This is a genomic window from Chiayiivirga flava (genome assembly GCF_014202825.1).
Classification (GTDB): Bacteria; Pseudomonadota; Gammaproteobacteria; order Xanthomonadales; family Xanthomonadaceae; genus Chiayiivirga; species Chiayiivirga flava.
This window is the reverse complement of record NZ_JACHHP010000004.1, coordinates 325199-348951: the sequence shown is the minus strand read 5'-3', so window position 1 is coordinate 348951 and position 23753 is coordinate 325199. Positions and strand designations below refer to the sequence as shown.

At 68.6% G+C, this 23753-nt stretch carries 16 protein-coding genes and 1 tRNA gene; 11 read left to right on the top strand and 6 right to left on the bottom strand.

Going from position 1 to position 23753, the window contains the following annotated elements:
• Positions 1-122: 122 nt before the first annotated feature.
• A tRNA-Gly gene (locus HNQ52_RS12325) sits at positions 123-196 on the bottom strand.
• A 121-nt stretch (positions 197-317) separates the two neighbouring features.
• Here HNQ52_RS12325 and thiS point away from each other — a divergent pair.
• From thiS to HNQ52_RS12290, 7 genes are all read left to right on the top strand, one after another.
• Positions 318-518 (top strand): sulfur carrier protein ThiS, encoded by a 201-nt coding sequence (gene thiS / locus HNQ52_RS12320; RefSeq protein WP_183961473.1) that lies wholly within the window; start codon positions 318-320, stop codon positions 516-518.
• Between the two features lie 54 nt (positions 519-572).
• A complete protein-coding gene (locus HNQ52_RS12315) occupies positions 573-1370 on the top strand; it encodes a thiazole synthase (RefSeq protein WP_183961472.1) in 798 nt (265 codons plus the stop codon).
• Entirely contained in the window at positions 1367-2083 is a 717-nt protein-coding gene (gene trmB, locus HNQ52_RS12310) for a tRNA (guanosine(46)-N7)-methyltransferase TrmB (RefSeq protein ID WP_183961471.1), read from the top strand. The genes HNQ52_RS12315 and trmB overlap by 4 nt, the downstream gene beginning before the upstream one ends.
• A 55-nt stretch (positions 2084-2138) precedes the next feature.
• Positions 2139-3989, top strand: a complete 1851-nt coding sequence (locus tag HNQ52_RS12305) for an SLC13 family permease (RefSeq protein WP_183961470.1) — start codon at positions 2139-2141, stop codon at positions 3987-3989.
• 502 nt (positions 3990-4491) lie between these two features.
• A complete protein-coding gene (locus HNQ52_RS12300; RefSeq protein ID WP_183961469.1) occupies positions 4492-8457 on the top strand; it encodes a S8 family serine peptidase in 3966 nt (1321 codons plus the stop codon).
• Between the two features lie 593 nt (positions 8458-9050).
• A complete protein-coding gene (locus HNQ52_RS12295) occupies positions 9051-13019 on the top strand; it encodes a S8 family serine peptidase (protein ID WP_183961468.1) in 3969 nt (1322 codons plus the stop codon).
• Positions 13020-13177: 158 nt separating this feature from the next.
• On the top strand, positions 13178-13522 hold the full coding sequence (locus HNQ52_RS12290; protein ID WP_183961467.1) for a RidA family protein: 345 nt from the start codon (positions 13178-13180) through the stop codon (positions 13520-13522).
• Between the two features lie 59 nt (positions 13523-13581).
• Here the strand turns inward: HNQ52_RS12290 and HNQ52_RS12285 are convergent, their stop codons facing one another.
• Positions 13582-14859, bottom strand: coding sequence for an MFS transporter (locus HNQ52_RS12285; protein WP_183961466.1), 1278 nt, complete (start codon positions 14857-14859; stop codon positions 13582-13584).
• A 10-nt stretch (positions 14860-14869) separates the two neighbouring features.
• Positions 14870-15235 (bottom strand): Rieske (2Fe-2S) protein, encoded by a 366-nt coding sequence (locus HNQ52_RS12280; protein WP_343059353.1) that lies wholly within the window; start codon positions 15233-15235, stop codon positions 14870-14872.
• 73 nt (positions 15236-15308) lie between these two features.
• Between HNQ52_RS12280 and HNQ52_RS12275 the strand changes: the two genes are divergently transcribed.
• From HNQ52_RS12275 to HNQ52_RS12260, 4 genes are all read left to right on the top strand, one after another.
• The gene (locus HNQ52_RS12275) at positions 15309-15581 is read left to right on the top strand and encodes a hypothetical protein (protein ID WP_246387802.1); all 273 of its coding nucleotides are present in this window, start codon (positions 15309-15311) and stop codon (positions 15579-15581) included.
• 101 nt (positions 15582-15682) lie between these two features.
• A complete protein-coding gene (locus HNQ52_RS12270) occupies positions 15683-16378 on the top strand; it encodes a fumarylacetoacetate hydrolase family protein (protein ID WP_183961464.1) in 696 nt (231 codons plus the stop codon).
• Between the two features lie 86 nt (positions 16379-16464).
• Positions 16465-16884, top strand: a complete 420-nt coding sequence (gene mscL, locus HNQ52_RS12265) for a large-conductance mechanosensitive channel protein MscL (RefSeq protein WP_221282057.1) — start codon at positions 16465-16467, stop codon at positions 16882-16884.
• Between the two features lie 55 nt (positions 16885-16939).
• The gene (locus HNQ52_RS12260) at positions 16940-18409 is read left to right on the top strand and encodes a M28 family peptidase (RefSeq protein WP_425486495.1); all 1470 of its coding nucleotides are present in this window, start codon (positions 16940-16942) and stop codon (positions 18407-18409) included.
• Here the strand turns inward: HNQ52_RS12260 and HNQ52_RS12255 are convergent.
• From HNQ52_RS12255 to HNQ52_RS12245, 3 genes are all read right to left on the bottom strand, one after another.
• Positions 18343-20679: a glycosyltransferase family 39 protein gene (locus HNQ52_RS12255; protein WP_183961462.1), complete on the bottom strand. Its 2337-nt coding sequence runs from the start codon at positions 20677-20679 to the stop codon at positions 18343-18345. The two genes, HNQ52_RS12260 and HNQ52_RS12255, sit on opposite strands and share 67 nt — an antisense overlap.
• A gap of 71 nt (positions 20680-20750) precedes the next feature.
• Positions 20751-21980 carry a M61 metallopeptidase family protein gene (locus HNQ52_RS12250; RefSeq protein WP_183961461.1) on the bottom strand — a complete coding sequence of 410 codons (1230 nt, stop codon included), beginning with the start codon at positions 21978-21980 and terminating at the stop codon, positions 20751-20753.
• 62 nt (positions 21981-22042) lie between these two features.
• Positions 22043-23578 (bottom strand): DUF559 domain-containing protein, encoded by a 1536-nt coding sequence (locus tag HNQ52_RS12245; protein WP_183961460.1) that lies wholly within the window; start codon positions 23576-23578, stop codon positions 22043-22045.
• Positions 23579-23753: the final 175 nt, after the last annotated feature.

Sequence of the window (23753 nt, the reverse complement as noted above, 5' to 3'; positions counted from 1 at the left end):
CGTCATGCTCATCGGCCTGAGCTGCGCGATGTCGTCGGCGGCGTTCCGACCAGCCGTTGTCGGCTATCTCCCGCGCGCACGCGCCTGTCGGGAAGGCGAAATCCCGGAACAGGACATCGAGATGGAGCGGGCGATGGGAATCGAACCCACGTCAGTAGCTTGGGAAGCTACAGCTCTACCATTGAGCTACGCCCGCGCGGGCATCGATCATAGCGGTGCCCCGCGCGGGCGGCAATGCGACGTGCGTCGTACCGGAGCGGCCCCGGTGCCGCCTGCAGGCATACAATCGCACGCTCTCGCGCATTCGAATCGCACGCATGACCATCCTCCTCAACGGCGAGCCGCACACCCTCGCCGACGGCACCACCATCGCCGCGCTGCTGGCAGAACTCGGCCACGGCGAGCGTCGCGTCGCCGTGGAAGTGAACCGGGAGATCGTGCCGCGCGGCCGCCACGCGACCCACGTGCTGGACGACGGCGACACCGTCGAGCTCGTGCATGCGATGGGCGGCGGCTGAATCGCCTCGGCGATCGATTTCCTTTCCCTGTGCCGGCTCGGCGATAATCGGAGCATGCACGCCAACACGCCTTCTGCCGATCCACTGATCATCGCCGGCCGCAGCTACACCTCGCGCCTGCTCACCGGCACCGGCAAGTTCCGCGATCTGGAGCAGACCCGCGCCGCCACCGACGCCGCCGGCGCCCAGATCGTCACCGTGGCGATCCGCCGCACCAACATCGGCCAGAGCGCGGACGAGCCGAACCTGCTCGACGTGCTGCCGCCCGACCGCTATACCATCCTGCCCAACACCGCCGGCTGCTACACCGCCGACGATGCCGTGCGCACCTGCCAGCTCGCACGCGAACTGCTCGACGGGCACACGCTCGTGAAACTCGAGGTACTCGGCGATGCGCGCACGCTGTACCCGGACGTGGTGGCCACGCTGGCCGCGGCCGAGCGACTGGTTGCCGACGGCTTCGATGTGATGGTCTACACCTCGGACGATCCGATCCTCGCCAAGCGCCTCGAACAGATCGGCTGCGTCGCCGTGATGCCGCTGGCCGCGCCGATCGGCTCCGGGCTCGGCGTGCAGAATCGCTACAACCTGCTGGAGATCGTCGAGAACGCCACCGTGCCGATCATCGTCGACGCCGGCGTCGGCACCGCGTCCGATGCCGCCATCGCGATGGAACTGGGTTGCCACGGCGTGCTGATGAACACCGCCATTGCGGGTGCGAAAAACCCGGTGCTGATGGCGAGTGCGATGCGCAAGGCGGTGGACGCCGGGCGCGAGGCCTTCCTCGCCGGGCGGATTCCGCGCAAGCGGTTTGCCAGCGCCTCGTCGCCGGTCGACGGCCTGATCGGATGAGCGAGGCCACGCCTGCGCCGGACGCCGCCTCGCCACGCCGGGCGATCCGCAGCTTCGTGCTGCGCCAGGGGCGCCTCACCGAGGCACAGGACCGCGCGTTCGAACTGCACTGGCCGCAGTACGGACTGGAACCGCTCGGCACCGCACGCGATTTCGACGCCGTGTTCGGCCGCCACGCCGACCGCGTGCTGGAGATCGGCTTCGGCAACGGCGAAGCGCTGCGGTTCGCCGCCGGCAACGAACCGGCGCGCGACTTCATCGGGATCGAGGTGCATCGTCCGGGCGTCGGGCGGCTGCTGAACGCACTGGCCGACGACGGCGCGAGCAACGTGCGCATCTACAACCACGATGCCGTGGATGTGCTCGAGCACGATATCGCCGATGCCAGCCTCGACGAGGTCCGCATCTGGTTCCCCGATCCGTGGCCGAAGAAGCGCCACCACAAGCGCCGTCTCGTTTCGTCCACGTTCGCACGCCTGCTCGCGCGCAAGCTGCGCGTCAGCGGCCTGCTGCACCTGGCCACCGACTGGCAGGCGTACGCCGAACACATGTGGGACGTGCTCGACGCCGACCCGCAGTTCGAGAACGAAGCCGGCCCGCGCGGCTGGTTCGCGCGCCCCGCATGGCGGCCGGAAACGCATTTCGAGGCACGCGGCCAGCGCCTGGGCCACGGCGTGTGGGATCTGCTCTACCGGAGACGGGATCCGGCGTGAACCGCATTGCCGCGCCCGCTTCGCCGAGCAACGCGCCGCGCGCGCAGGCGGCGTGATGGAGCTGGAGCTCGGCCAGCGCAGCCTGAGCCTCACCAACGACATGCTGTTCGTGCTGGGCCTGGTCGCCTTCACGATGGTGATGTTCGTCTGGGAGCGGGTCCGCAACGATGTGGTCGCGCTGCTGGTGCTGGTGGCGCTCGGCCTGCTGGATCTGGTGCCCGCCGAGCAGCTGTTCGACGGCTTCGCCGGCACCGCAGTGATCAGCGTCATCGCAACGATGATTCTCGGCGCCGGCCTCGACCGCACCGGCGTGCTCAACCGGCTCGCGGGCTGGCTGCTGCGTCGTTCGAAAGGCAACGAGGAACGCCTCGTGCTGTTCAATTCGGCCGCGGCCGGCCTGATTTCGTCGGTGATGCAGAACCCGGCCGTGACCGCGCTGTTCCTGCCGGTGACCTCGCGCCTGTCGGCGCGCAGCGGCGTCACCGTCGCGCGCCTGCTGATGCCGATGGTGGTGGCGGTCATCATGGGCGGCGCGCTGACGATGGTCGGCAATTCGCCGCTGATCATGCTCAACGACCTGCTCGCCTCGGCCAACCGCAACCTGCCCTCGGGCGTGGCCACGCTGCAGCCGCTGCCGATGTTCGCGCCGATGCCGGTGGGCATCGCGCTGCTGCTGCTGGGCCTGGTGTATTTCCGCCTCTTCGGCAAGCGCTTCTTCGGCAAGGCCGAGGACAAGGGCGTGGCGCCGGCCCGCACCGAGAGTTATTTCGCGCGCACCTACGGCATCGAGGGCGAGGTGTTCGAGCTCACCGTCACCGCCGAGAGCCCGCTCGTGGGCATGTCGATCGGCGAGGCCGAGGCGCAGAAGAACGCGCCGCTGCTGCTCGCGCTCAAGTCCGGCAACGAGTCGCGCCTGGCGCCGCCGGCGGACCAGATGATCTGGGTCGGCAGCGTGCTCGGCGTGATGGGCCGGCGCCAGACCATCGGGGACTATGCCCAGAACAATCTCATGCGCATGCAGACCCGCCTGCGCAACTTCGGCGACCTCTTCAACCCCAGCCGCGCTGGCATTTCCGAAGCGGTGATCCCGCCCAACTCGCGTTTCATCGGCCAGACGCTCGGCGACCTGCACCTGCGCAAGCGCCACGGCATCAGCGTGCTCGCCATCAACCGCGGCACCGAAGTGCTGCGCGAGGACATCCGCAGCGTGACCCTGCGCGCCGGCGACATGCTGGTGTTCCACAGCATCTGGCGCGATCTGGCGCTGGCGGCCGAATCGCGCGACTTCGTCGTCGTCACCGACTATCCGAAGGACGAGCAGCGGCCGCACAAGCTCTGGCACGCGCTCGTGATCTTCGGTGCGGCGCTGGCACTCGCGCTGTCGCACCAGGTCGCCGTGCCGATCGCGCTGATGGCCGGCGTGATCGGCATGCTGCTGACCGGCGTGCTGAACATGGACGAGGCATACGCGGCGATCAACTGGAAGACGGTGTTCCTCATGGCGAGCCTGATCCCGCTCGGCTGGGCGGTGGATTCGTCGGGCCTTGCGGCGTGGATCGCGCAGGGCACGCTCGAACGCCTCGGCGACGTGCCCGTGTGGACCCTGCAGGCCGCGGTCGCGCTGCTGACCATCGTGCTGGGCCTGGTGGTCAGCAACGTCGGCGCCACCGCCATCATGGTGCCGATGGCGATCAACATCGCCATTTCCTCGGGCGCGGCGCCACTGCCGTTCGCGCTGATCGTCGGACTGTCGGCGTCCACCAACCTCATCAGCGTCTCGAATCCGGTGCTGTCAATGGTCGCCGGCCCCGCCGGCTACCGCGGCTGGGACTTCCTGCGCGTGGGACTGCCGCTCACGGCGCTGTATGTGGTGGTGATGCTGGGTGTGGTGAACCTCATTTACTGAGGTGGTGGCGCAGAACGATGCTGGGTGGACTCCGTTCGCGCCGGATCTGCTGGCCAGACGCCATCGACTGCGACGAATCGGCGTTAACAACGAATCGATTCCCATAGATTCTTTTGTCGCATTCGTTAGACATCCGTATCGAACTGTTTGCCTGCGCGTAAACACGCAGCGCCGCAGCGAAGAACATCTTCCTTTCCGCACAACACCTTGGCCGTGCTTTCGGCACACCGCTGACACGAACGGCACGTCGCGCGTACGCGTGTTGCCTGGGAAGCGTCTGCGTTGACCACCCCGCAGCGACTGGTCGACGATCCCTGCACGTTGCCCGCCTGACCCTCGGCGATCCCCTCGGGATCGATCGAGACGCGTGCACGGTGCCGCGAGTTTCGACCGCACACGGACGGCGGATCGACCGCGCGGATGCAAGGCAGGGGTCAAACGGAAACGGAACCAGAACGCGGCCATCAGTGCCGCGCATCGACCTGACAAGGAATCCTGCACCATGAAACGATCCGGATTCGGCGGAACACCGCTGGCGCTCGCGCTGGCAGTGTTCCTGCTGCCCATCGGACTGTCGGCAGCGCCGACACGTCTTTCCACGCACGCGCCCGCAGCTGTTGCGAAACCGACCGCGGAACCCGCGGTCCGCGGCCTGCCGACGGTCTGGCATGGCGATCACTACAGCGTGAAGGGCGTGCGTTACGACCTCGTCCGACGTGCCGACCAGGTGGTCGTGCAGCTTCGGCCCGACGCGCCGTCGCAGACGGTCGAGGAGCTGACCCGCGCCGGCGGCGCGCTCGACGGGTTCGTGCCCGAAGGGCGCCTGCGTGCCGGGCTGACGGTGTTCGGCAACGCGTCGCTCGCAAGCATGGCGTCGCAGTCGCCGGCGCGCGCCTACGACAGCGTCAGTCAGGCCATGTCGCGCCTTGCGGCCGAGCCCGCGGTGGCGTGGAGCGCACCCGTGTTCGTCAATACGACGTTCGGCTCCTATGCGGTCGCCACAGATGAACTCCTCGTGCGGCTGCGTCCCGGCGTGTCCGAGCAGGCGTTCTTTGCCGATGCACGCTTTGCCGGCGCACAGCGTGCGGCGAGCTCGGACGCGTTCGTCGTGCGGGCGTCGGCCGGCGCCGGTACCGCAGTCCTCGCGCTGGCTGGCGAGTTGCAGAACGATCCGCGCATCCTCTGGGCCGAACCGAACTTCTTCCAGGAGCGCAAACGCCAGTTCACCCCGGACGATCCGCTGTTCGCCGACCAGTGGCATCTGGACAACACCGGCCAGGGCGGCGGCACGCCCGGCGCCGATGCACATCTCGAGGAGGCATGGGATCTGGTGCCGTCGGGCGCCTCGGACGTGGTGATCGCCATCGTCGACGACGGCCCGGACATGGACCACCCCGATCTTTCCGTGTTCCAGAACCCGGGCGAAATCGCCGCCAACGGCATCGACGACGACGGCAACGGCTACGTCGACGACACCATCGGCTGGGACTTCACCAGTGGCGGTCTGGGCGACAACAATCCGGGCGCGACGACGCCGACCGACTATCACTCGACGCCGGTCGCCGGCGTGGCCGCAGCGCGCGGCAACAACGCGCAGGGGGTCACCGGCGCTGCATTCGGCGCACGCATCTTCGCGTCGCGCATCTTCGGCGACGACGGCAATGCGACCGACGATGCCAACATCGGTTCCGCCCTCGCCTATGCGGCCGGTCGCGGCCGCATGCCGGGCGACAACCCATGGCACGGTGCCGACATCACCAACAACAGCTGGGGTGGTGGCGCGCCGGCCACGGCGATCGAGGACGCGTTGCAGTGGGCCGCGGACAACGGCCGTGATGGGCTCGGCACGAGCAACTTCTTCGCAACCGGCAATGCGGGCGTCGATGCAGTCAGCTATCCCGCGTCGCTGTCGCCGACGATGCCCAGCGTCATCGCGATCGGCGCGTCGAACAACCAGGACGAACGCTCGAGCTACAGCCAGTACGGACCGGAAATCGACCTCGTGGCGCCGAGCAACGGCGGCACGCTCGGCATCACCACCACCGATCGCCTCGGCGCCGACGGCCTCAACGGTCTGCCCGATCTCGACTACACCGACAGTTTCGGCGGCACCAGTTCTGCAACGCCGCTGGCAGCCGGCGTCGGCGCATTGCTGCTCGGCGCCGACCCGACGCTGACGGTGTCCGACATCCGCGCGCTGCTGCGCGGCACGGCCGACAAGATCGGTGCGCTGCCTTATACCAACGGCTTCAACGTGGAATACGGCTACGGCCGCATCAATGCTGCAGCCGCGGTCGCGGCGATCGGCAGCGCCCAGATTCGTGTGTTCCACGAGGGCGAGGAAGTGCAGCACTCGATCGAGTTGCCGCTGACCGCAGTGGCCGGCGACACCCTCCCGATCACGTTCAGCGTGGTGTCGGCGGGCAGCGAAACGCTGACGCTCGGCGGCCTCGCCCTCGCCGGCGCCCCGGAGTTCGCCCTCGAGCAGCCGCTCGGCGACACCGCGCTGGAGCTCGGCGAATCGACCGCGTTCTCGATCGGTTTCCTCGCCGGACAGGCGGGCAGCTACGACACGGTCGTCACGCTGCAGAGCAACGATCCGCAGACACCGGCTTTCTCGATTCCCATCCATGTCGACGTGCAGCCGGTCTCGATCGGCGGCCACGTGTTCGAGGACTGGAACGGCAACGGCATCGAGGACGCGGGCGATCCGGCGCGCGTCGGTGCGACCGTCTACCTCGACCTCAACGGCAACGGGACGCTGGAAGGTTCGACGCAGCAGGGCATCGACAGCGGCGGCCCGCTCGGACTCGGCTTCGGACAGGCGCCGGTGCAGGTCACCCACACCCTCCAGGTGGCCGGCATCGACGTGCCGCTCGACCGCGTGACGGTCACGCTCGACGTGACGCACTCGTGGATCGGCGACACCGTCGTTCGCCTGATCGGACCAAATGGCCAGGCCATTGTGCTTGCCGACCAGCCCGGCGGTCCGTTGAACGACGCCGACGACTATCCCGGCTCGACGTTCGACGATGACGCGTCGCTGCCGATCAACGGTGCCGCGCCGCCGTACACCCTGACCTACCGGCCGGTCGAGCCGCTGGCGACGTTCGCGGGTATCGACCCCAACGGCGACTGGACGCTCGAGATCACCGACATGTTCCCGGCCGAAGACGACGGCACGCTGAACCAATGGAGCCTGACACTGTTCACTGGCGCCGAACCGATCACCGTCACGGACGACGCAGGCGACTACCGCTTCCTCAACCTTGCGCCCGACACCTACCACGTTGCCGTCGACGCGCCCGGCTGGACCGTGACGGAACCGTTCGGCGGCAGCCACGAGGTGCAGGTGGTCGGCAGCGAGAACAACGTCGGCTTCGACTTCGGGCAGGTGCGCCAGCACGCCATCTACGGTCGCGTCTACGACGATGCGAACGCCAACGGCACGGCCGAGCCCGACGAAGCGCCGGTCGCTGACGCCGCCGTGTTCCTCGACGGCAACAGCGACGGCGTCATCGCAGACCCTGTGGCGGCGAGCTACACGCAGGCGCCGGGGCTCGCGATCCCGGATGCCGACCCGTTCGGCGTGTTCGACATGATGGCGGTCGACGAGCCGTTTCCGGTCGGGGCACTGGTCGACCTGCGCGTGGAGATCGACATCACCCACACCTATGTCGGCGACCTTGTCGTCTTCCTCGGGGCGCCCGACGGGCGCATCGTGCAACTGACTGCCAACAATGGCGGCGGTGGAAACGACTTCTCCGGCACCGTGTTCGATGACGATGCCGCGGCCAGCATTACGGAGGTCTCCGAGTTCGACGCACCGTTCACCGGGGAATTCCGGCCGGTCGAACCGTTGTCGACACTCAATGGCGTCAACGTCAACGGGCTTTGGACGCTGTTCGTCGGCGATCTCTACGGGTTCGACGTTGGCACCCTCGACAGCTGGACACTGGAGATGGAGTATCGGCCTGAGCCACAGGCGACGAGCAACACGTTCGGCAACTACCGCTTCGACGTGGTGCCTGGCGTCTACGACGTGCGCCTGATCGTGCCGGACGGCCTCGCGGTGACGCAGCCGGTCAGCGGCAACTATCTCGTACCCATCGCGCAGGACGGCGTTGCGGTGAACCGCGATTTCGGCCTCGGCACGGCGAACCTTGCGCCCGTCGCGACATCGTTGCCGGACGTGACCCTGCCGGTCGGCGCCGTCGCCGACATTGCGACAGCGCAGGGATTCAGCGACCCCGACGGCGACACGCTGACCTACTCCGCCGACGGCCTGCCCGGTGTCCTCGTCATCGATCCGGCCACCGGCGTCATTTCTGGCCCGGTGTCGGAAGCGGACCTGGGCGAACACGTGATCACGGTCACCGCCACCGATGTCCACGGGGCAAGCGTCGCTCTGGACTTCACCTTGCGCGTGGCCGCCGCGCCGATCTTCGCCGACGGTTTCGAAGACTGAACGCTTGCGCCAGCGATGCACGCTGGCGTGCATCGCTCTGACACAGGGGCGGCCGGCGACGGCCGCCCCTTTTTGTTTGTCTACAACGGCGCACGCGCAGAAATCGCGCAGAACCTGTCCACGGCACCGCCGCCCGTAGTCTCAAGCCACGCGCCGCCTATTCGGAGACCACGAATCGGCTCAAACTCCGGAGCGGTTTGTATTGAAAAAAATGTCGCGTCGGTATTGTTTTTTTGTCGACCTCGTTCGCACTACGCGTCGTACCGAGCGTTGGAGCCCCAGAAAATCAACTGCCTGAGGCACTTTGGCACCTTGCGCGCAGGTCGCTTCGGACACGTCTGCAATGCATCGGCCCTGCTCTTTCTGGGTTGACCGTCGACAGGCTGTGGTCGACGATTTGTTACTTGCGCGGACAGGGACGGACGACTCTTCTGCAGGGTCGTTTGAACCGAGGTGCGCGCGAGATTCGCAGCGGCTCGAACACACACGGAACGTGTGTCGACGTCGCGCGACTGCAACGCAGGGGTCAGTAGGAAACGGATACCCAGCGCGGCAATTTGTGCCGCAACTATAATCAGAATGGACCCTGCATCATGAAACGATCCGGATTCGGCGGAACACCGCTGGCGCTTGCGCTGGCGGTCTTCTTGCTGCCCATCGGACTGTCGGCTGCGCCGGCACGTCTTGCGGCACACGCCCCGTCTCAGCCCGACAAGCCGCCATCCGAGCCCGCCGTCCGCGGTCAGCCGACCCTCTGGCAGGGCGATCACTACAGCGTCAAGGGCGTGCGTTACGATCTGGTTAGGCGCGTCGACCAGATCGTCGTGCAGCTCAAGTCCGATGCACCCGCGCAGGCTGTGAACGAGCTCACCCGCGGCGCCGGACCGCTGGCCGGATTCGTGCCGGAGCGTCGCCTGCGTAGCGGACTTGCGGTGTTTGCCAGCACGTCGCTCGCCGACTCGGCAAAGCAGTCGCCGGCACGCGCATACGACAGCCTCGCTGCAGCGATGACTCGCCTTGCGGCAGAGCCGGTGGTGGCGTGGAGCGCGCCCGTGTTCATCAATACGAAGTACGCCAGTTATGCGATCGCCACCGACGAGCTTCTGGTGCGGTTGCGCCCGGGTGTGTCGGAACAGGATTTCTTCGCAGACGCACGCTTTGCCGGCGCGCAGCGCGTGGCGAGTTCGGACGCGTTCGTCGCCCGCGCCTCCGCCGGCGCGGGCGAGGCGGTACTGACACTGGCCGCAGCGCTGCAGGACGACCCGCGGATCCTCTGGGCCGAGCCCAACTTCTTCCAGGAGCGCAAACGCCAGTTCACTCCGGACGATCCGCTGTTTCCGGACCAATGGCACCTCGACAACACCGGCCAGAGCTTTGGCACGCCCGGTGCCGATGCGCATCTGAAAGAAGCGTGGGATCTGGTGCCCTCGGGCGCATCCGACATCGTGATCGCCATCGTCGACGACGGCCCGGACATGGGCCATCCGGACCTCGCCATCTTCCAGAACCCGGGCGAGATCCCCGCCAACGGCGTCGATGACGACAGCAATGGCTACATCGATGACACTATCGGCTGGGATTTCACCAGTGGCGGACTGGGCGACAACAATCCCGGTGCCACCACGCCCGATGACTTCCACGCAACACCGCTTGCCGGCGTTGCAGCCGGTCGCGGCAACAACGCGCAGGGCATTACCGGGGCTGCTTTCGGAGCGCGCATCTTCGCCGCGCGCATCTTCAGCGATGGTTCTGCGACAGATGACGCAAACATCGCCTCCGCGCTGGCGTATTCGGCTGGGCGCGGCCGAAATCCGGGCGACAACACTTGGCATGGTGCGGATATCGCCAACAGCAGCTGGGGCTACGGAGCGCCGACCAGCGTGGTCGAGGATGCACTGCAATGGGCTGCCGACCACGGCCGAAACGGACTGGGCACTGCGAATTTTTTCTCCAGCGGCAACTTCGCGAGTAGCGAAATCACCTACCCTGCATCGTTGGCTGGCACCATCGCGGGCGTAATCGCGGTCGGCGCATCAAACAGCCAGGATGTTCGCGCAACTTACAGTCAGTTCGGCCCTCAGCTTGACCTGGTCGCTCCCAGTGATGACATTGCTTCCTCGGGGATCACCTCCACGGACCGCCAAGGTGAAGACGGCCTCAACGGCCTTCCGGATCTCGACTACACCAACAATTTTGGCGGCACCAGCGCTGCATCCGCGCTTTCTGCGGGCGTTGGTGCGTTGCTGCTTGGCGTCGATCCAACGTTGAACAGCGCAGACGTACGCGCCCTGCTCATGCTCAATGCGGACAAGGTCGGTCCCGTTCCGTATAACGATGGGTTCAACGCCGAGTACGGGTTTGGTCGAATCAACGCCGCCTCGGCGGTTGCAGCTGTCGGCAACGCGAACGTCCGCGTCTTCGTCGAAGGCGCCGAAGTTCAGCATACCGGTGAACTGGAATTTTCCGCGGTAGCAAGCACGCTGTTGCCGATTACCTTCAACGTTGTCTCGACGGGCACCGAAGTCCTCAACCTCGGCGCGCTCTCGCTTGCCGGCGCGCCGGAGTTCGCTGTCGACGAGCCCGTTGGAGCAACGCAGCTCGCGCTTGGCGAATCCACGACGTTTACACTTGGATTCATCGGCGATCAGGCAGGCACGTATGAAGCCGAGCTGACACTGCAAACCAATGACCCGCAGGCGCCGGCCTTTTCATTCCCGATCAAGGTGACGGTGACATCGATTTCGATTGGCGGCAGCGTGTTCGAGGACTGGAATGGAAATGGCCTTGCCGACCCAGGGGATCCCTTTCGGCATGCCGCCACCGTTTACCTCGACAGCAACGCCAATGGTGTACGCGATCCCTCGACATTGCACACCATGAACAGCGAACCGAACCTCGGGCTGGTGTTCGGCCAGGACACGGCTCAGACGTCGCACTCGTTCGAAGTCATTGGCCTGCCGCAGCGTCTGGATGGGCTCACCGTCGCAATCGACGTCGATCACTCATGGATCGGGGATGTGCTCGTCCGGCTTGTTGCCCCCAACGGACAGAGCGTCACGCTGGCCGACCGGCCAGGGCTCGGCCCGTTGAACGGCGGTCAGAATTTCTCAGGCACAGTGTTCGACGATAACGCGGCCGTGCCGCTCGATTTTGCTCCCCCTCCTTACACCGGCGTATTCACACCCCGGGAACCGCTCGGAGCGCTGGCGGGAATCGATCCCAACGGCACGTGGACACTGGAGGCGGTCGATCTGTCGCCCGATTCGGACGACGGCGCCCTGCAACAGTGGTCGCTGACGCTGCAAACCGGTGCAGAGCCGCACATGCTCACCGACGAGCTCGGTGGCTACACCTTCGTCGACCTCGCTCCCGACATCTATCGCGTTGGAGTCGATGACCAAGATTGGCTCTCAACCGCGCCCGCACCCGGATTCCACGAAATCGACGTCACCGGTCTGGGAAACAACCTGGGAGTTGACTTTGCGCAGCTACGCCGTCGCAGCATCTACGGCACGGTTTACGCCGATGTCGACGAGAATGGTGACCTCGGCGAGCCAGACCTCCCGCTCGTCGGGGAAAACGTTTTCGTCGACGCAAATGCCAACGGAGTCCCCGACAGCCCCGCCGTGACGTCGGTGGAGAGCACTCCGGCACTTGTCATTCCCGACGCGGATCACGCCGGCGTTTCGGACGAGATCGAGATTGCGCTTGCTACTACGCATGTACTCGAAAAAGCCAGCGTCATGGTGCAGATCAGTCACGCATGGGTCGAACAACTCCACATCACACTGACTGCTCCCAACGGAAAATCGGTGAAGCTCACCTCTGGCAGTGCATATGGGGAGAATTTCCTTGGAACAGTCTTCGACGACGACGCATCGATCGGAATCGACGAAACCGGGGGCTCGGACGCGCCTCTCACCGGCAGTTTCAGGCCCGTCGAACCGTTGTCGAGATTGCGTGGGATCGACGTCAATGGCATCTGGAAGCTGCAGGTGACCGACTACTTCGGCGACCCTGTCGGCACCTTCGAAAGCTGGACGCTGAATCTTGAGACCACCGAGGAGCCTTCCGGCGTCTCCGACGGCTTCGGCAACTACCGCATCGACGCGGCGCCTGGACAATTCGATGTGCGCATGCTTCTGCCGGATGCAGTCACCCTGACCGAGCCGCCGTCAGGCAGCTACGCCGTCAGCATCGGAAACGGCACGGTTGCGCTCAACCGAGACTTTGGCTTCGGCCTCGGCACGGCGAACCTTGCGCCCGTCGCGACATCGTTGCCGGACGCTACCCTGCCGGTCGGCGCCGTCGCCGACATTGCGACAGCGCAGGGATTCAGCGACCCCGACGGCGACACGCTGACCTACTCCGCCGACGGCCTGCCCGGTGTCCTCGTCATCGATCCGGCCACCGGCGTCATTTCGGGCCCGGTGTCGGAAGCGGACCTGGGCGAACACGTGATCACGGTCACCGCTACCGATGTCCACGGGGCAAGCGTCGCTCTGGACTTCACCTTGCGCGTGGCCGCCGCGCCGATCTTCGCCGACGGTTTCGAAGACTGAACGCTTGCGCCAGCGATGCACGCTGGCGTGCATCGCTCTGACACAGGGGCGGCCGGCGACGGCCGCCCCTTTGCATTTTCCGCCCCGCGATACCCGGGCTTGCCCGCACCGTCGTGATCTGCAAGCCTGCAGCCCATCGTCCCGCCGGAGTACCAGCCATGATCGAACGCTTCGATGTCGGCCCGCGCATGTCGGAAATGGCGGTGCATGCCGGCGTGGCGTATCTCGCGGGGCAGATCGCCGACGACGGCACGCAGGATATTTCCGGGCAGACGCGGCAGGTGCTCGATGCGATCGATGCGCTGCTGGCGCGGGCCGGCAGCGACAAGTCGAAGATCCTGCGCGCGCAGATCTACCTCGCCGATCTCGTCGACTTCGACGCGATGAACGCGGTGTGGGAGGCGTGGGTGGTGCCGGGGCACGCGCCGCCACGCGCCACGGTGCAGGCGGCGCTGGCGCGTCCGGAGTGGAAGATCGAGATGGTGGTCACCGCAGCCGTCTGAGGCGCCCGCGGTCCGCCCGGGTCGCGTGCGGTCTGCCGTCCGGCGGCTCGACGCGGACGTCAGCCCGCTGCCGGCGTGCGCGGCGCCCGTGCGAGCGCCAACAACACGCCGAGCACGCACACCGCGGCCACGTAGTGTGCCGGCGCGAGTGCGCTGTGTTGCGCGAGCGTGGCAACGATGAGCGGCGTGAGTCCGCCGAACACGGCATAGGCGATGTTGTAGGAGAACGAGAGCCCGCTGTAGCGGATCGGCGCGGGGAACACCCGCACCATCGCGGCCGGCACCACGGCCACTACCCCGACGGCAAGTCCGGTGACCGCGTACGGCAGCACGGGATCGGTGCTGCCGGCAGCGAGCACCGCGTAGAGCCAGTACGACGACGCCGCAAGCAGCACGCAGCCGACACCGAGCGCGACGCGGATGCCGAAGCGGTCCGCTGCGAGCCCGTACGCAAGGCAGCCGACGCACAGACACAGCGTCGCGATGCTGTTGGCCGGCAACGCCACCGCTGCCGGCAGGCCGAAGCGCTGCTGCATCAGCACCGGCGTGAGCAGGATCATCACCACGATGGCGGCGGTCAGCAGCCACGTCAGACCGATCGAATACAGCACCGCCGCGCGGTGCGCGCGCAGCACGGTGACGAGCGGCATGCCCTGTGCGAGCGCGCGGCGTTCGCGCAGCGCCACGAACACCGGCGTCTCGTCCAGATACCGCCGCAACCACACCGCGACCACGCCGAGCGCGCCGCCCGCCAGGAACGGCAACCGCCACGCCCAGTCCTGCACCTGTGCCGGGGTGAACCGCAGGTTGATCGCCGACGCGCTCAGCGAGCCGAGCAGGATGCCGAACGTGAGTCCGGCCGTCAGCGTGGCGCAGGCGAATCCGACGCGGCGCTCGCTGACGTGCTCGGCGACGAACACCCATGCGCCTGGCACCTCGCCGCCGATCGCCGCGCCCTGCAGCAGGCGCAACAGCAACAGCGCGATCGGCGCGGCGATGCCCCACTGCGCGTAGGTCGGCAACAGTCCGATCGCGAGTGTCGGCAGCGCCATCAGCAGCACGCTCAGCATGAACATGCGCTTGCGTCCGATGCGGTCGCCCCAGTGCGCCATCAGCACGCCGCCGATCGGCCGCGCGAGGTAACCGGCGGCGAAGATGCCGAGCGTCTGCAGCTGCCGCAGCCACTCCGGCATGTCCGGCGGAAAGAACAGCGCGCCGAGCACGGTGGCGAAGTAGACGAACACGATGAAGTCGTAGAACTCCAGCGCGCCGCCGAGCGCGCCGAGCGCGAGCGTGCGGACCTCGTGCCGGCGCAGTCCCGGCGTGGCGCCGCTCATGCGCGCCATCTCACGCTGGCACGAGCCAGACGTGGCCGTCGCGCACCGCGCTGCGCACCTCGCGCAGGCGCTCGCCGCGGCACGGGCCCGCGATGCACGCACCGCCGGGAATCGCAAACGCCGCGCCGTGCGCGGCACACAGCAGCGTGTCGGCATCGAGCATGAAGCGGCCGGGCGCGAAATCCAGGCGCCGACCGGCGTGCGGGCACACGTTGAAGAACACGTGCACCTCGTCGCCGCGCCGCAGGATCAGCAGCGACTCGGGTTCGCCGTCGACCCGCGCGACGCGTTCGAGCACCCCGCCGCCGGGAATCTCGTGCAGTGCGCACAAGGGTTCGGCGGTCACATCGGTCGAGGAAGAGGCGTCGTGGGTCACTTGAGATGCCCGGGGTTGGCCCCGATACTGATTGCGAGATGGCCGCATTCTGCCATGCACACGGAAATCCACGATGCGCCCGATGTTCTTCGCCCTGCAACCGCCCCGCAATCCGCTGCTGCGCTTCGCGCTGGCGCTGATCGGCGTGGCGATCCTCGGGTTCTTCACCGTGTTCGGCGTGCTGGTGGCAGGTGCGGTGCTGGTCGGATTCGGCCTGCGGCGCGCGTGGCTGCACCTGCGCGGCGCGACACCGGGTGCGGCCCCGGTGCGTCCCGCCGATCCGGACGTGATCGAAGGCGAGTTCTCGGTCGTCGACAAGCCGCGCACGCCGCTGCACTGGCGCTGACGAACCCGCGCCGATGCACTGGCGCTGAATTGCGCGCGCCGCACTCGGCGCGTTGCCGCACTGCTGCTACGCTGCGCGCGCCGCTTCCGCCGACGCCGCCCATGACCGACTACGCCATCCCCGCCCCGCCCGTTCCGTCGCTCGCCATCCGCGGCATGTCCGCGCGGTTTCCCGTCCGCCGCATCTATTGCGTGGGGCGCAACTTCGCCGAGCATGCGAAGGAAATGGGTGCGAGCATCGATCGCGGCACGCCGGTGTTTTTCGCCAAGCCGGCCGACGCCATCGTCGCCGGCGGCGGGGCACAGCCGTATCCGAGCGCCACGCGGGACCTGCATCACGAGGTCGAGCTCGTCGTCGCGCTCGGGCGCGATGTCGACGGCACGATCGCGCCCGATGCCGCGCTCGCGCATGTGTTCGGCTACACCGTGGGCCTGGATCTCACGCGCCGCGACCTGCAGGCGCAGGCCAAGGCAAAAGGCCTGCCGTGGGACGTGGCGAAGGGCTTCGACCGCTCCGCCCCGGCCGGCGAGCTCGTGCCGGCCGCAGCCGCAGGCGATCTGGCCGCGCGCACGCTGTGGCTCGAGGTCAACGGCGAACGCCGCCAGTCCGCACCGCTGTCGGACATGGTGTGGAGCGTGGCCGACATCGTGCACGAACTCTCGCAGCGCTTCGAACTGCGCGCCGGCGACCTGATCTTCATGGGCACGCCGGCTGGCGTGGCCGCGCTCGCACCGGGCGACCGCTGGCATGCCGGCATCGAGGGCTTGGTCGAGCTGCAAGGCAGCATCGACGCCTGACATCGCGCCGCAGAAGCCCGCCGTTGTAAATTGGCGCGCGGCCGCGTCGGGGGCGTCGCCGCGTCCTTTCACATGCGGAGGCTGCCATGGGCATGATCCAGGAATTCAGGGAATTCGCGGTACGCGGCAATGTCGTCGATCTCGCCGTGGGCGTGGTGATCGGGGCGGCGTTCGGCAAGATCGTCACCGCGCTGGTCGACAAGATCATCATGCCGCCGATCGGCCTGCTGATCGGCGGGGTCGATTTTTCCCGCTGGGTGATCACGCTGCGCGAGGCGGTGACCGATGCGGCCGGCGTGGTGACGACCCCCGCGGTGGTCATCGGCATCGGCGATTTCATCAACACCATCATCCAGTTCACCATCGTCGCGTTCGCGATCTTCCTTGCGGTGAAGGTCGTCAACCGCATGCGCCGCAAGCAGGCCGAGCAGCCGGCGGCGCCGCCCGCGCCCACGGCCGAGGAAAAACTGCTCACCGAAATCCGCGATCTGCTGCGCGCGAAGTAGCGCGAATCGGCAAGCCGAGGGCGGAGATGCAGCGCTGCGGCACTATGATTCGGGCATGGCCGCGCGGCGTGGCGGCCCGCCGTCCATTCCTCCGAGGTGCCGCATGATCCGATCCGCGCTCGCGCTGTTGTTGCTCGTTCCGTTTGCGCTTCACGCGCAGCAGGCGTCGCCCGATCTGTCCGACGACGCGCTCGCCGTCGCCGCGCAGCTACGCGAGACCGCGCTCGCCGGCAGCGGCGCGTACGCGCTGGTGGAATCGCTGACCACCGAGGTCGGCCCGCGCATGGCCGGCACGCCCGGCGACGTCGCCGCCGTGGCGTGGGCGAAAGCCGCGTTCGAACGCAACGGCTTCGACACCGTGAGCACGCAGCCGGTGACGTTTCCGGCCTGGCGCCGCGGCGAGGAACGCGCCGCGGTGCTGTCGCCGTTCCCGCAGCCGCTGCACGTGACCGCGCTCGGTCTGAGCGACGGCACCGGCGGCACGCCGCTGCAGGCGGAGGTGGTGGAATTCGAATCGCTGCAGGCGCTGAAGGACGCGCCCGCCGATGCCGCGCGCGGACGCATCGCATACGTGAGCCTGCGCATGGAACGCAAGCGCGACGGTGGCGGTTACGGCATCGCGGGCCAGGCCCGCACGCACGGCGCCGGCGTCGCGGCTTCGAAGGGCGCGGTCGGCTACCTGCTGCGTTCCATCGGCACCGACAGCGACCGCCTCCCGCACACCGGCATGCAGCGGTACCCCGACGGCGTGGCGCGCATCCCGGCCGCGGCGCTGAGCAATCCCGACGCCGACCTGCTCTCCAACATGCTGCGTCGCGGCCAGCCGGTGACGGTGCAGCTGGAGCTCGACGTCGGCACGCAGGGCGAGGCCACGTCCTACAACGTGATCGGCGAGATCCGCGGGCGCGAGAAGCCCGACGAAGTCGTCATCATCGGCGGTCATCTGGATTCCTGGGATCTGGGCACCGGCGCGATCGACGACGCCGCAGGCGTCGCCATCACCATGCGCGCCGGCGCGCTGATCGGCGCTCTGCCGACGCCTCCCAAGCGCACCATCCGCGTCATCGCCTTCGCCAACGAGGAACAGGGCATCGTCGGTGCGAAAACCTACGCCGCGGCGCAGGACGATGCGGCCATCGTGCGGCATCGCATCGGCGCCGAAAGCGATTTCGGCGCGGGCCGCATCTACGGTTTCGCGACCAGCGCACTGCCTGCAGCAAGCGAAGCGACGGTGCAGCAGATCGCGGCGGCGCTGGCGCCGCTCGGCATCGACTACCTGCCGGGCAAGGGCGGCGCCGGTCCGGACATCGGCCCGATGGCGCAACGCGGCATGGCCTGGGGCTGGCTGGCGCAGGACGGCAGCGACTACTTCGACTACCACCACACCGCCAACGACACGCTCGACAAGGTCGACGCCGCGGCCCTCGATCAGCAGGTCGCGGCGTACGCGGTGTTCGCCTATCTCGCGGCCGAGTCCGACGCGGGGTTCGGCTCGACGCCGCAAACCCCACCCGCTGCCGACTGAGCCGCGGGATCGGCGCAGTCCGGCAGCAGGCCGCCGGTCGCGAGCAGGCGCCAGTCGTCGTCCTCGTACAGCACGGCCGGTCCGGGAAACTCCGACGCCGCCGCGACGAGTGCATCGATCGCGACGAACCCCGTCGGCGGCGGCACCGACCGCGGCAGCAGCAGCGCCACGGCACCGGTGCAGCCGAGGCGCTGCGCGAATGCGTCCGCGGGCACGTCGCCTGTGGCGTACAGCGCGTCGCGCAGGTTCTCGAAACGCGCCGGCAGGCGATTGCCGATGTGCGGCTGCATGCCGTGTCCGAGCACGCGCAACCGCCCGCCCTGCCCGTGCAGCCAGTGCGCGACGCCGTCGAGCCCTGCCGATGCCAGCGACTGCGCGACGGTGGCCGGCGAGTCGCGGTTGCTTCGCGACACATCCAGATCGAAGGCACGCGTGCCCAGGCCCCAACTGGCCGAGACGAAACACAGCATGGCGTGCAACGCGACAAAGCAGCCGAGCGCGAGCAGCAGCGGCCGCTGCAGCGTTGCCGCGGCCGGCCGGCGCAGAACGAGGTCGAGCCCCGCCACCGTCGCGAGCACGGCCGGCGCCATGAAGTAGTTGCCGTCGCCGCCCCGGTTGCTGAAGCGGATCAGCAGGAACATCGCCAGCGCGGCGGCAGGCAGTACCCACAGCAGCCAGCGTGGCGCAGGCGTCGCTGCCACCGCACCGCCTGCGCGGCGTGCGAGCAGCCACGCCAGCAGCGGCAGGAAGATCCAGACGTTGCCCGGCCAGGACGTGCGCAGATGCAGATCGCTCGGCGAGACCACCCAGCCGAACACGTTGCCCGGCACTTCCGACCACACCTGCGGCCGCGTCCACGTCAACGTGCCCACCGGCGAGATCAGTTCCATGCCCAGGCCGCGCCACAGCGCGACCAGCACATCCGGCCCGACGGTCGGCATGCCGGTGAGCAGGAACGTCCGCGCACACACGCACACCCCGACGCCGGTCGCGAGCACGAGCACGCCGATGCCGGCGCGGCGACCGCCCGCGTCGCCTGCGGGCGGCGCGCGCAGCCGCTGCCATGCAAGGCCGGCGAGGCACGCAAACCCGAGCACGCCGACGTACGACAACGCCAGCAGCTTGCTCGATACCGCGAGCCCGGCGCACGCAAACAGCCACGCAAGATCCGCGCGGCGCCCGTCCTGCAGCAGGTTCCAGCCGAACCACAGCATCGCGACGAGGCAGAACGCCGCAAACACGTCGGGCTTGGCGCTGATCGAGGTGTTCGCAAGCGTCGGCAGGCTCCACACCAGCACCGCACCGGCCAGCGCCGGCGTCCGCGCGTGGCCGAGGCGGCGCAGCAGGTCGAACGCGAGCCGCGCGATCGCCGCGCCGAAGACGATCGCGAGCCCCTGCACCGCGCTGTGTTCGCGCAGCGCGCTCAGCGGCAGGCACAGCACCTCGTAGAGCTTGGGAAAATAGTGCACCGGCGACACCATGCCGAGCGGTTCGAACACCGAGCGTTCGCCGACCAGCACCCGCTCCGGACGCAGGCCGTACCACGCTTCGTCGAAGCCGAACACGGCGTTGCTGCGCGCAAACAGCACCAGCGGCGTCGCGATCAGCGCCGCGGCCCAGACCCGCTCGAACGGCCGCTCCAGCGCAAACGCCGCGCGCAGCAACCCGGGCACCTGCAAATCGCGCCAGCGCCACGCCAGCAACGGCAACAACACCAACCCCGCCAGCAGACGTTGCGCGCGCGGCGTGCCGAGCCCGGCCGCCTGCCCGAGCCACAGCAGCAACGACAGGCCCGCGACGCCGGCGACGGTCGCGCGCAGCCACGCATCCGTGCGGCCCGGCGTCTCGCGCAGCAAACGCAGCACCAGCGCACCGAGCAGCACGATGCCCTCCGCATACAGCAGCACGATCGGCAGCACCGCGTCCACGTGATGCCGGCGCAGGTAAAGCGCGACCGGCACCAGCAGCAGTGCCGCGCGTGCGACGGGCGCGGCACGCCACTGCAGCGCGAGGAACACGAGGCCGGTCAGCAATGCCGCCTCGAGCGCACCCTGCCATGCGGCCGGCTGCTGCACGTGCCACAGGAACGGGCCACGCACCAGCAGCGTGGTGCCGACGCTCACGGTGAACAGCAGCGCGAGCAGCACGATCCAGACGCCGCGCGCGCGCACGGCAGGGGAGCCATGCGGTGCCGGCGTCGATGCGACTGTATCGACGTCGTGCGCCGCGGCGCGATGGCCGGCGTCGACCGGCGCGGGTGCCTGCGGCATCCGTGACACTCCCTGCAGCCCCTGTTCCGCGATCGGTCGATGGCGAGCGGCCGCGCGGCGGCCGCAAGAACTCAGTCTAGCAGCGGCGAATCCAGCGTCTTCGCCGGTGCGCCGATGGCGTCTTCGGCCGCATCGCGGACATCCTGCGTCGACACGCGGCCGCCTTTGGCGATCAGCGCACGCGCCACATCGTCGAGCGAACGCTTGCCGCCGCTCTCGCTGCGGATCTCGCGGTCCAGATCGGCGAACAGCGCCACCGCGCGCGCCGTGCGCGGCCCGGATGCGCTGCCGGCGTGCAGCGTCTTCACGCCGCGCCCGTGCGAACGCATCCACTGGATCGACTTGTCGACGCGCGCGTCGCTGAGCAGACCCGCGCGACGCATGAGCTCGATGCCGTAGAACTCCGCGAGACCCTCGGCAATCCAGTCGTCGCCGCGTCCGCCGCGGATGCGCGTCACCACGTGGACGGCCTCGTGCATCAGGGTCGAGGAACCGTTCTCGCTGATCAGCGGACGCTCGGAGTGCATCCACAGCGAACGCGGTCCGGACAGGCCGCCGCGCCACATCGGATCGCTGGCGCCGACGACCAGGATCTTCGGCGGCAGCGTGCCGAACGCATCGCGCATCGCGGGCGCGGTGGCGGTGAGCATCGACAGGATCTCCATGCGCGGCATCGGGTCGCCCTTCGGCGCGCCGACCGCGATTTCCATGTCCTCGACCACGTCGCGGCGGGTGCCGATGTCGCCGGCGAGGATCCAGCCCACCGGCCGATCGAAGCGTCGCTCCGCGTTGACCACCACGTACGCGCTGCCGTCCTTCGTCGGCAGCCAGCCGGTGTCGGCGTGGCTCCATCCGGGCGGCAGTTCGAGGTGCAGCCGCGCGCGCGAATCGGCGCCCTTGCTCGAGGTCACCCGAGCAGCGGGCACGAGGTCATCGCCGCGCACGATGACCCAGTCCTTCGTGATGCGCGCGTCGTAGGCGCCGTTGCCGCGCTTGCAGTCGACGGCATACAGATAGGTCAGCGTGCCGCCGTCCGCCGGCGGTTCCCAGCGCACGCTGTCGCCGTCCCGGGCCACGGTGCCGTCGCCGTCGATCTCGCTGTAGCGCGACGGATCCATGTCGAACACCAGGCGCGACACGTGTCCGGTGTCGGGTTCGATCGCGATGCTGACGCGCGCCTTGCCGGTGTCGGGCAGGAACTGGACGCGGTAGTCCACGTCGTAACTGCTGCGCGCGGCCAGCGCCGACGTTGCGCCGAACGCAAGGGCGCAGGCAAGACCGAGGATCGGGACAACACGCATGCAGGTCTCCGCAGGACAAAGCCGGTGCACGATACCGGCCGCGCGTGAACCGCGCCAATACGCTAGTGGCCGGCGTGGCGTCGCCAGTGCTCGGACAGCAGCACGCCGACGGCGTTGGCGATGTTGAGGCTCTCCACCCGACCGGTGCCCGGAATGGTGACGCGCAAGCCGCAGGCGTCGATCAGCGCCGCCTGCATGCCGTCGCCCTCGGCACCGAGCACGAACACGGTGCGCGGCGGGAGATCGGCGGCGTGGATCGACGTGGCCGCACGTGGCAACGTTGCGGCCAGCGTGAAGCCCGCCGCGTGCAGCGCCCGCATCGCGTCGGGCACGCTGTCGAGCCTGACCACGGGCACGGCCTCAGCGCCGCCCTCCGCCACCCGGTACGCGGCACCGGACAGGGTCAGCGTCGAACCCGGCGGCAACAGCACGCCGGCAACGCCGAAGTGCGCGGCCGAACGCAGCACCGCGCCGAAGTTGTGCGGATTGCCGACGCCGTCGAGCCACAGCAGGCACGCCGGCCGCGATGCCGGCAGCGTGGCGAGCAGCTGCGCCAGGTCGGGCTGGTCGCGACGCCTCATGTCGAAGCACAGACCTTCGTGATGCGTGGACCCGGCCAGTTTCGCGAGGTCCGCCTCCTCGACCACGCGGTAGCCGAGCCGATGCTGCACGCACCACGCCAGCACGTCGCGCAAGGCATGCAGCCGCGACTGCAGCAGATACACCTTGCGCAGATCGTGCGGCCGCGCGGCGAAGGCCGCGAGACACGCATTGAAGCCATGGATGCGGACTTCCACCGTGGTGGCGCCGGATCGCTGCGGTGTCGTAGGCACGGGTGACGCAGGTACGGGTGGCGCGGGGCCGTCCGGTGCCGCTTCGGCGCGCGCCGGCCGTGGCCGCCACGGCGATTCCGCTGTTGCAGGAGCGGCGTGCGACGCCTGCACGGGCGACTGCGGATCCGCCGCGCGGCCGGGCATCGCGGACGCGGCTTGCGCGCTCGCGCGTTCGTGCGCGTGATCGTGCGTGCGCGCAATCGCGGCGCGTTCGTCGCCGGCCTGCAGGCCACGGGCTGTCGCGTCGCGCTCGCGTCGTGCACGTGCCCACGGCGAATCGTCATCGCCGGCCTTTTGTGCGGGTGCGGGTGCGGGTGCGGGTGCGGGTGCGGGTGCGGGTGATTCTGCGGCTGGCGCGGTGGGCGCGGCTGGCGCGGCGGGCGCTGACGCAGCTGTCGAGCCCGCTGTGTCCGGACTTATCGTCCGCGCCTTCGTGGCGACCAGCGCCTCCTGCACGCGCTGGTAAACGCCCTCGAGGTTGCGCTCCACCTCGTTGTTCCAGAACCGCAGCACGCGGAAACCAGCCTCGGTGAACCAGCGATCGCGCGCGGCGTCGGTGGGCGTGCCGTGCTGGCCGCCATCGATTTCGATGACCAGGCGCGCCGCCGGACAGACGAAATCCGCGACGTAGCGGCCGATCGGCATCTGGCGGCGGAACCTGAACTGGTCGACCTGGCGGTCGCGCAGAACTGTCCAGAGCTTGCGCTCCGCATTGGTCATGTTCGCGCGCAATTCGCGCGCCCGTTTGGTTTGCCAATCGGGCATGGCGTGCTCGCTCTCGCTCTGGCGCTTGAGCCCTTCCCCCTCGACGGGGGACGGGTCGGGATGGGGGTGGCCCTTGATCTTACGGAGGTTGGTGTCGAATGTCCGGCGTGCCCGCCCCGTGGCTGCCAGCAGCGCCGCACGGAGACACTGGCAGCGGCAGCGGGAGCCGCCCCCA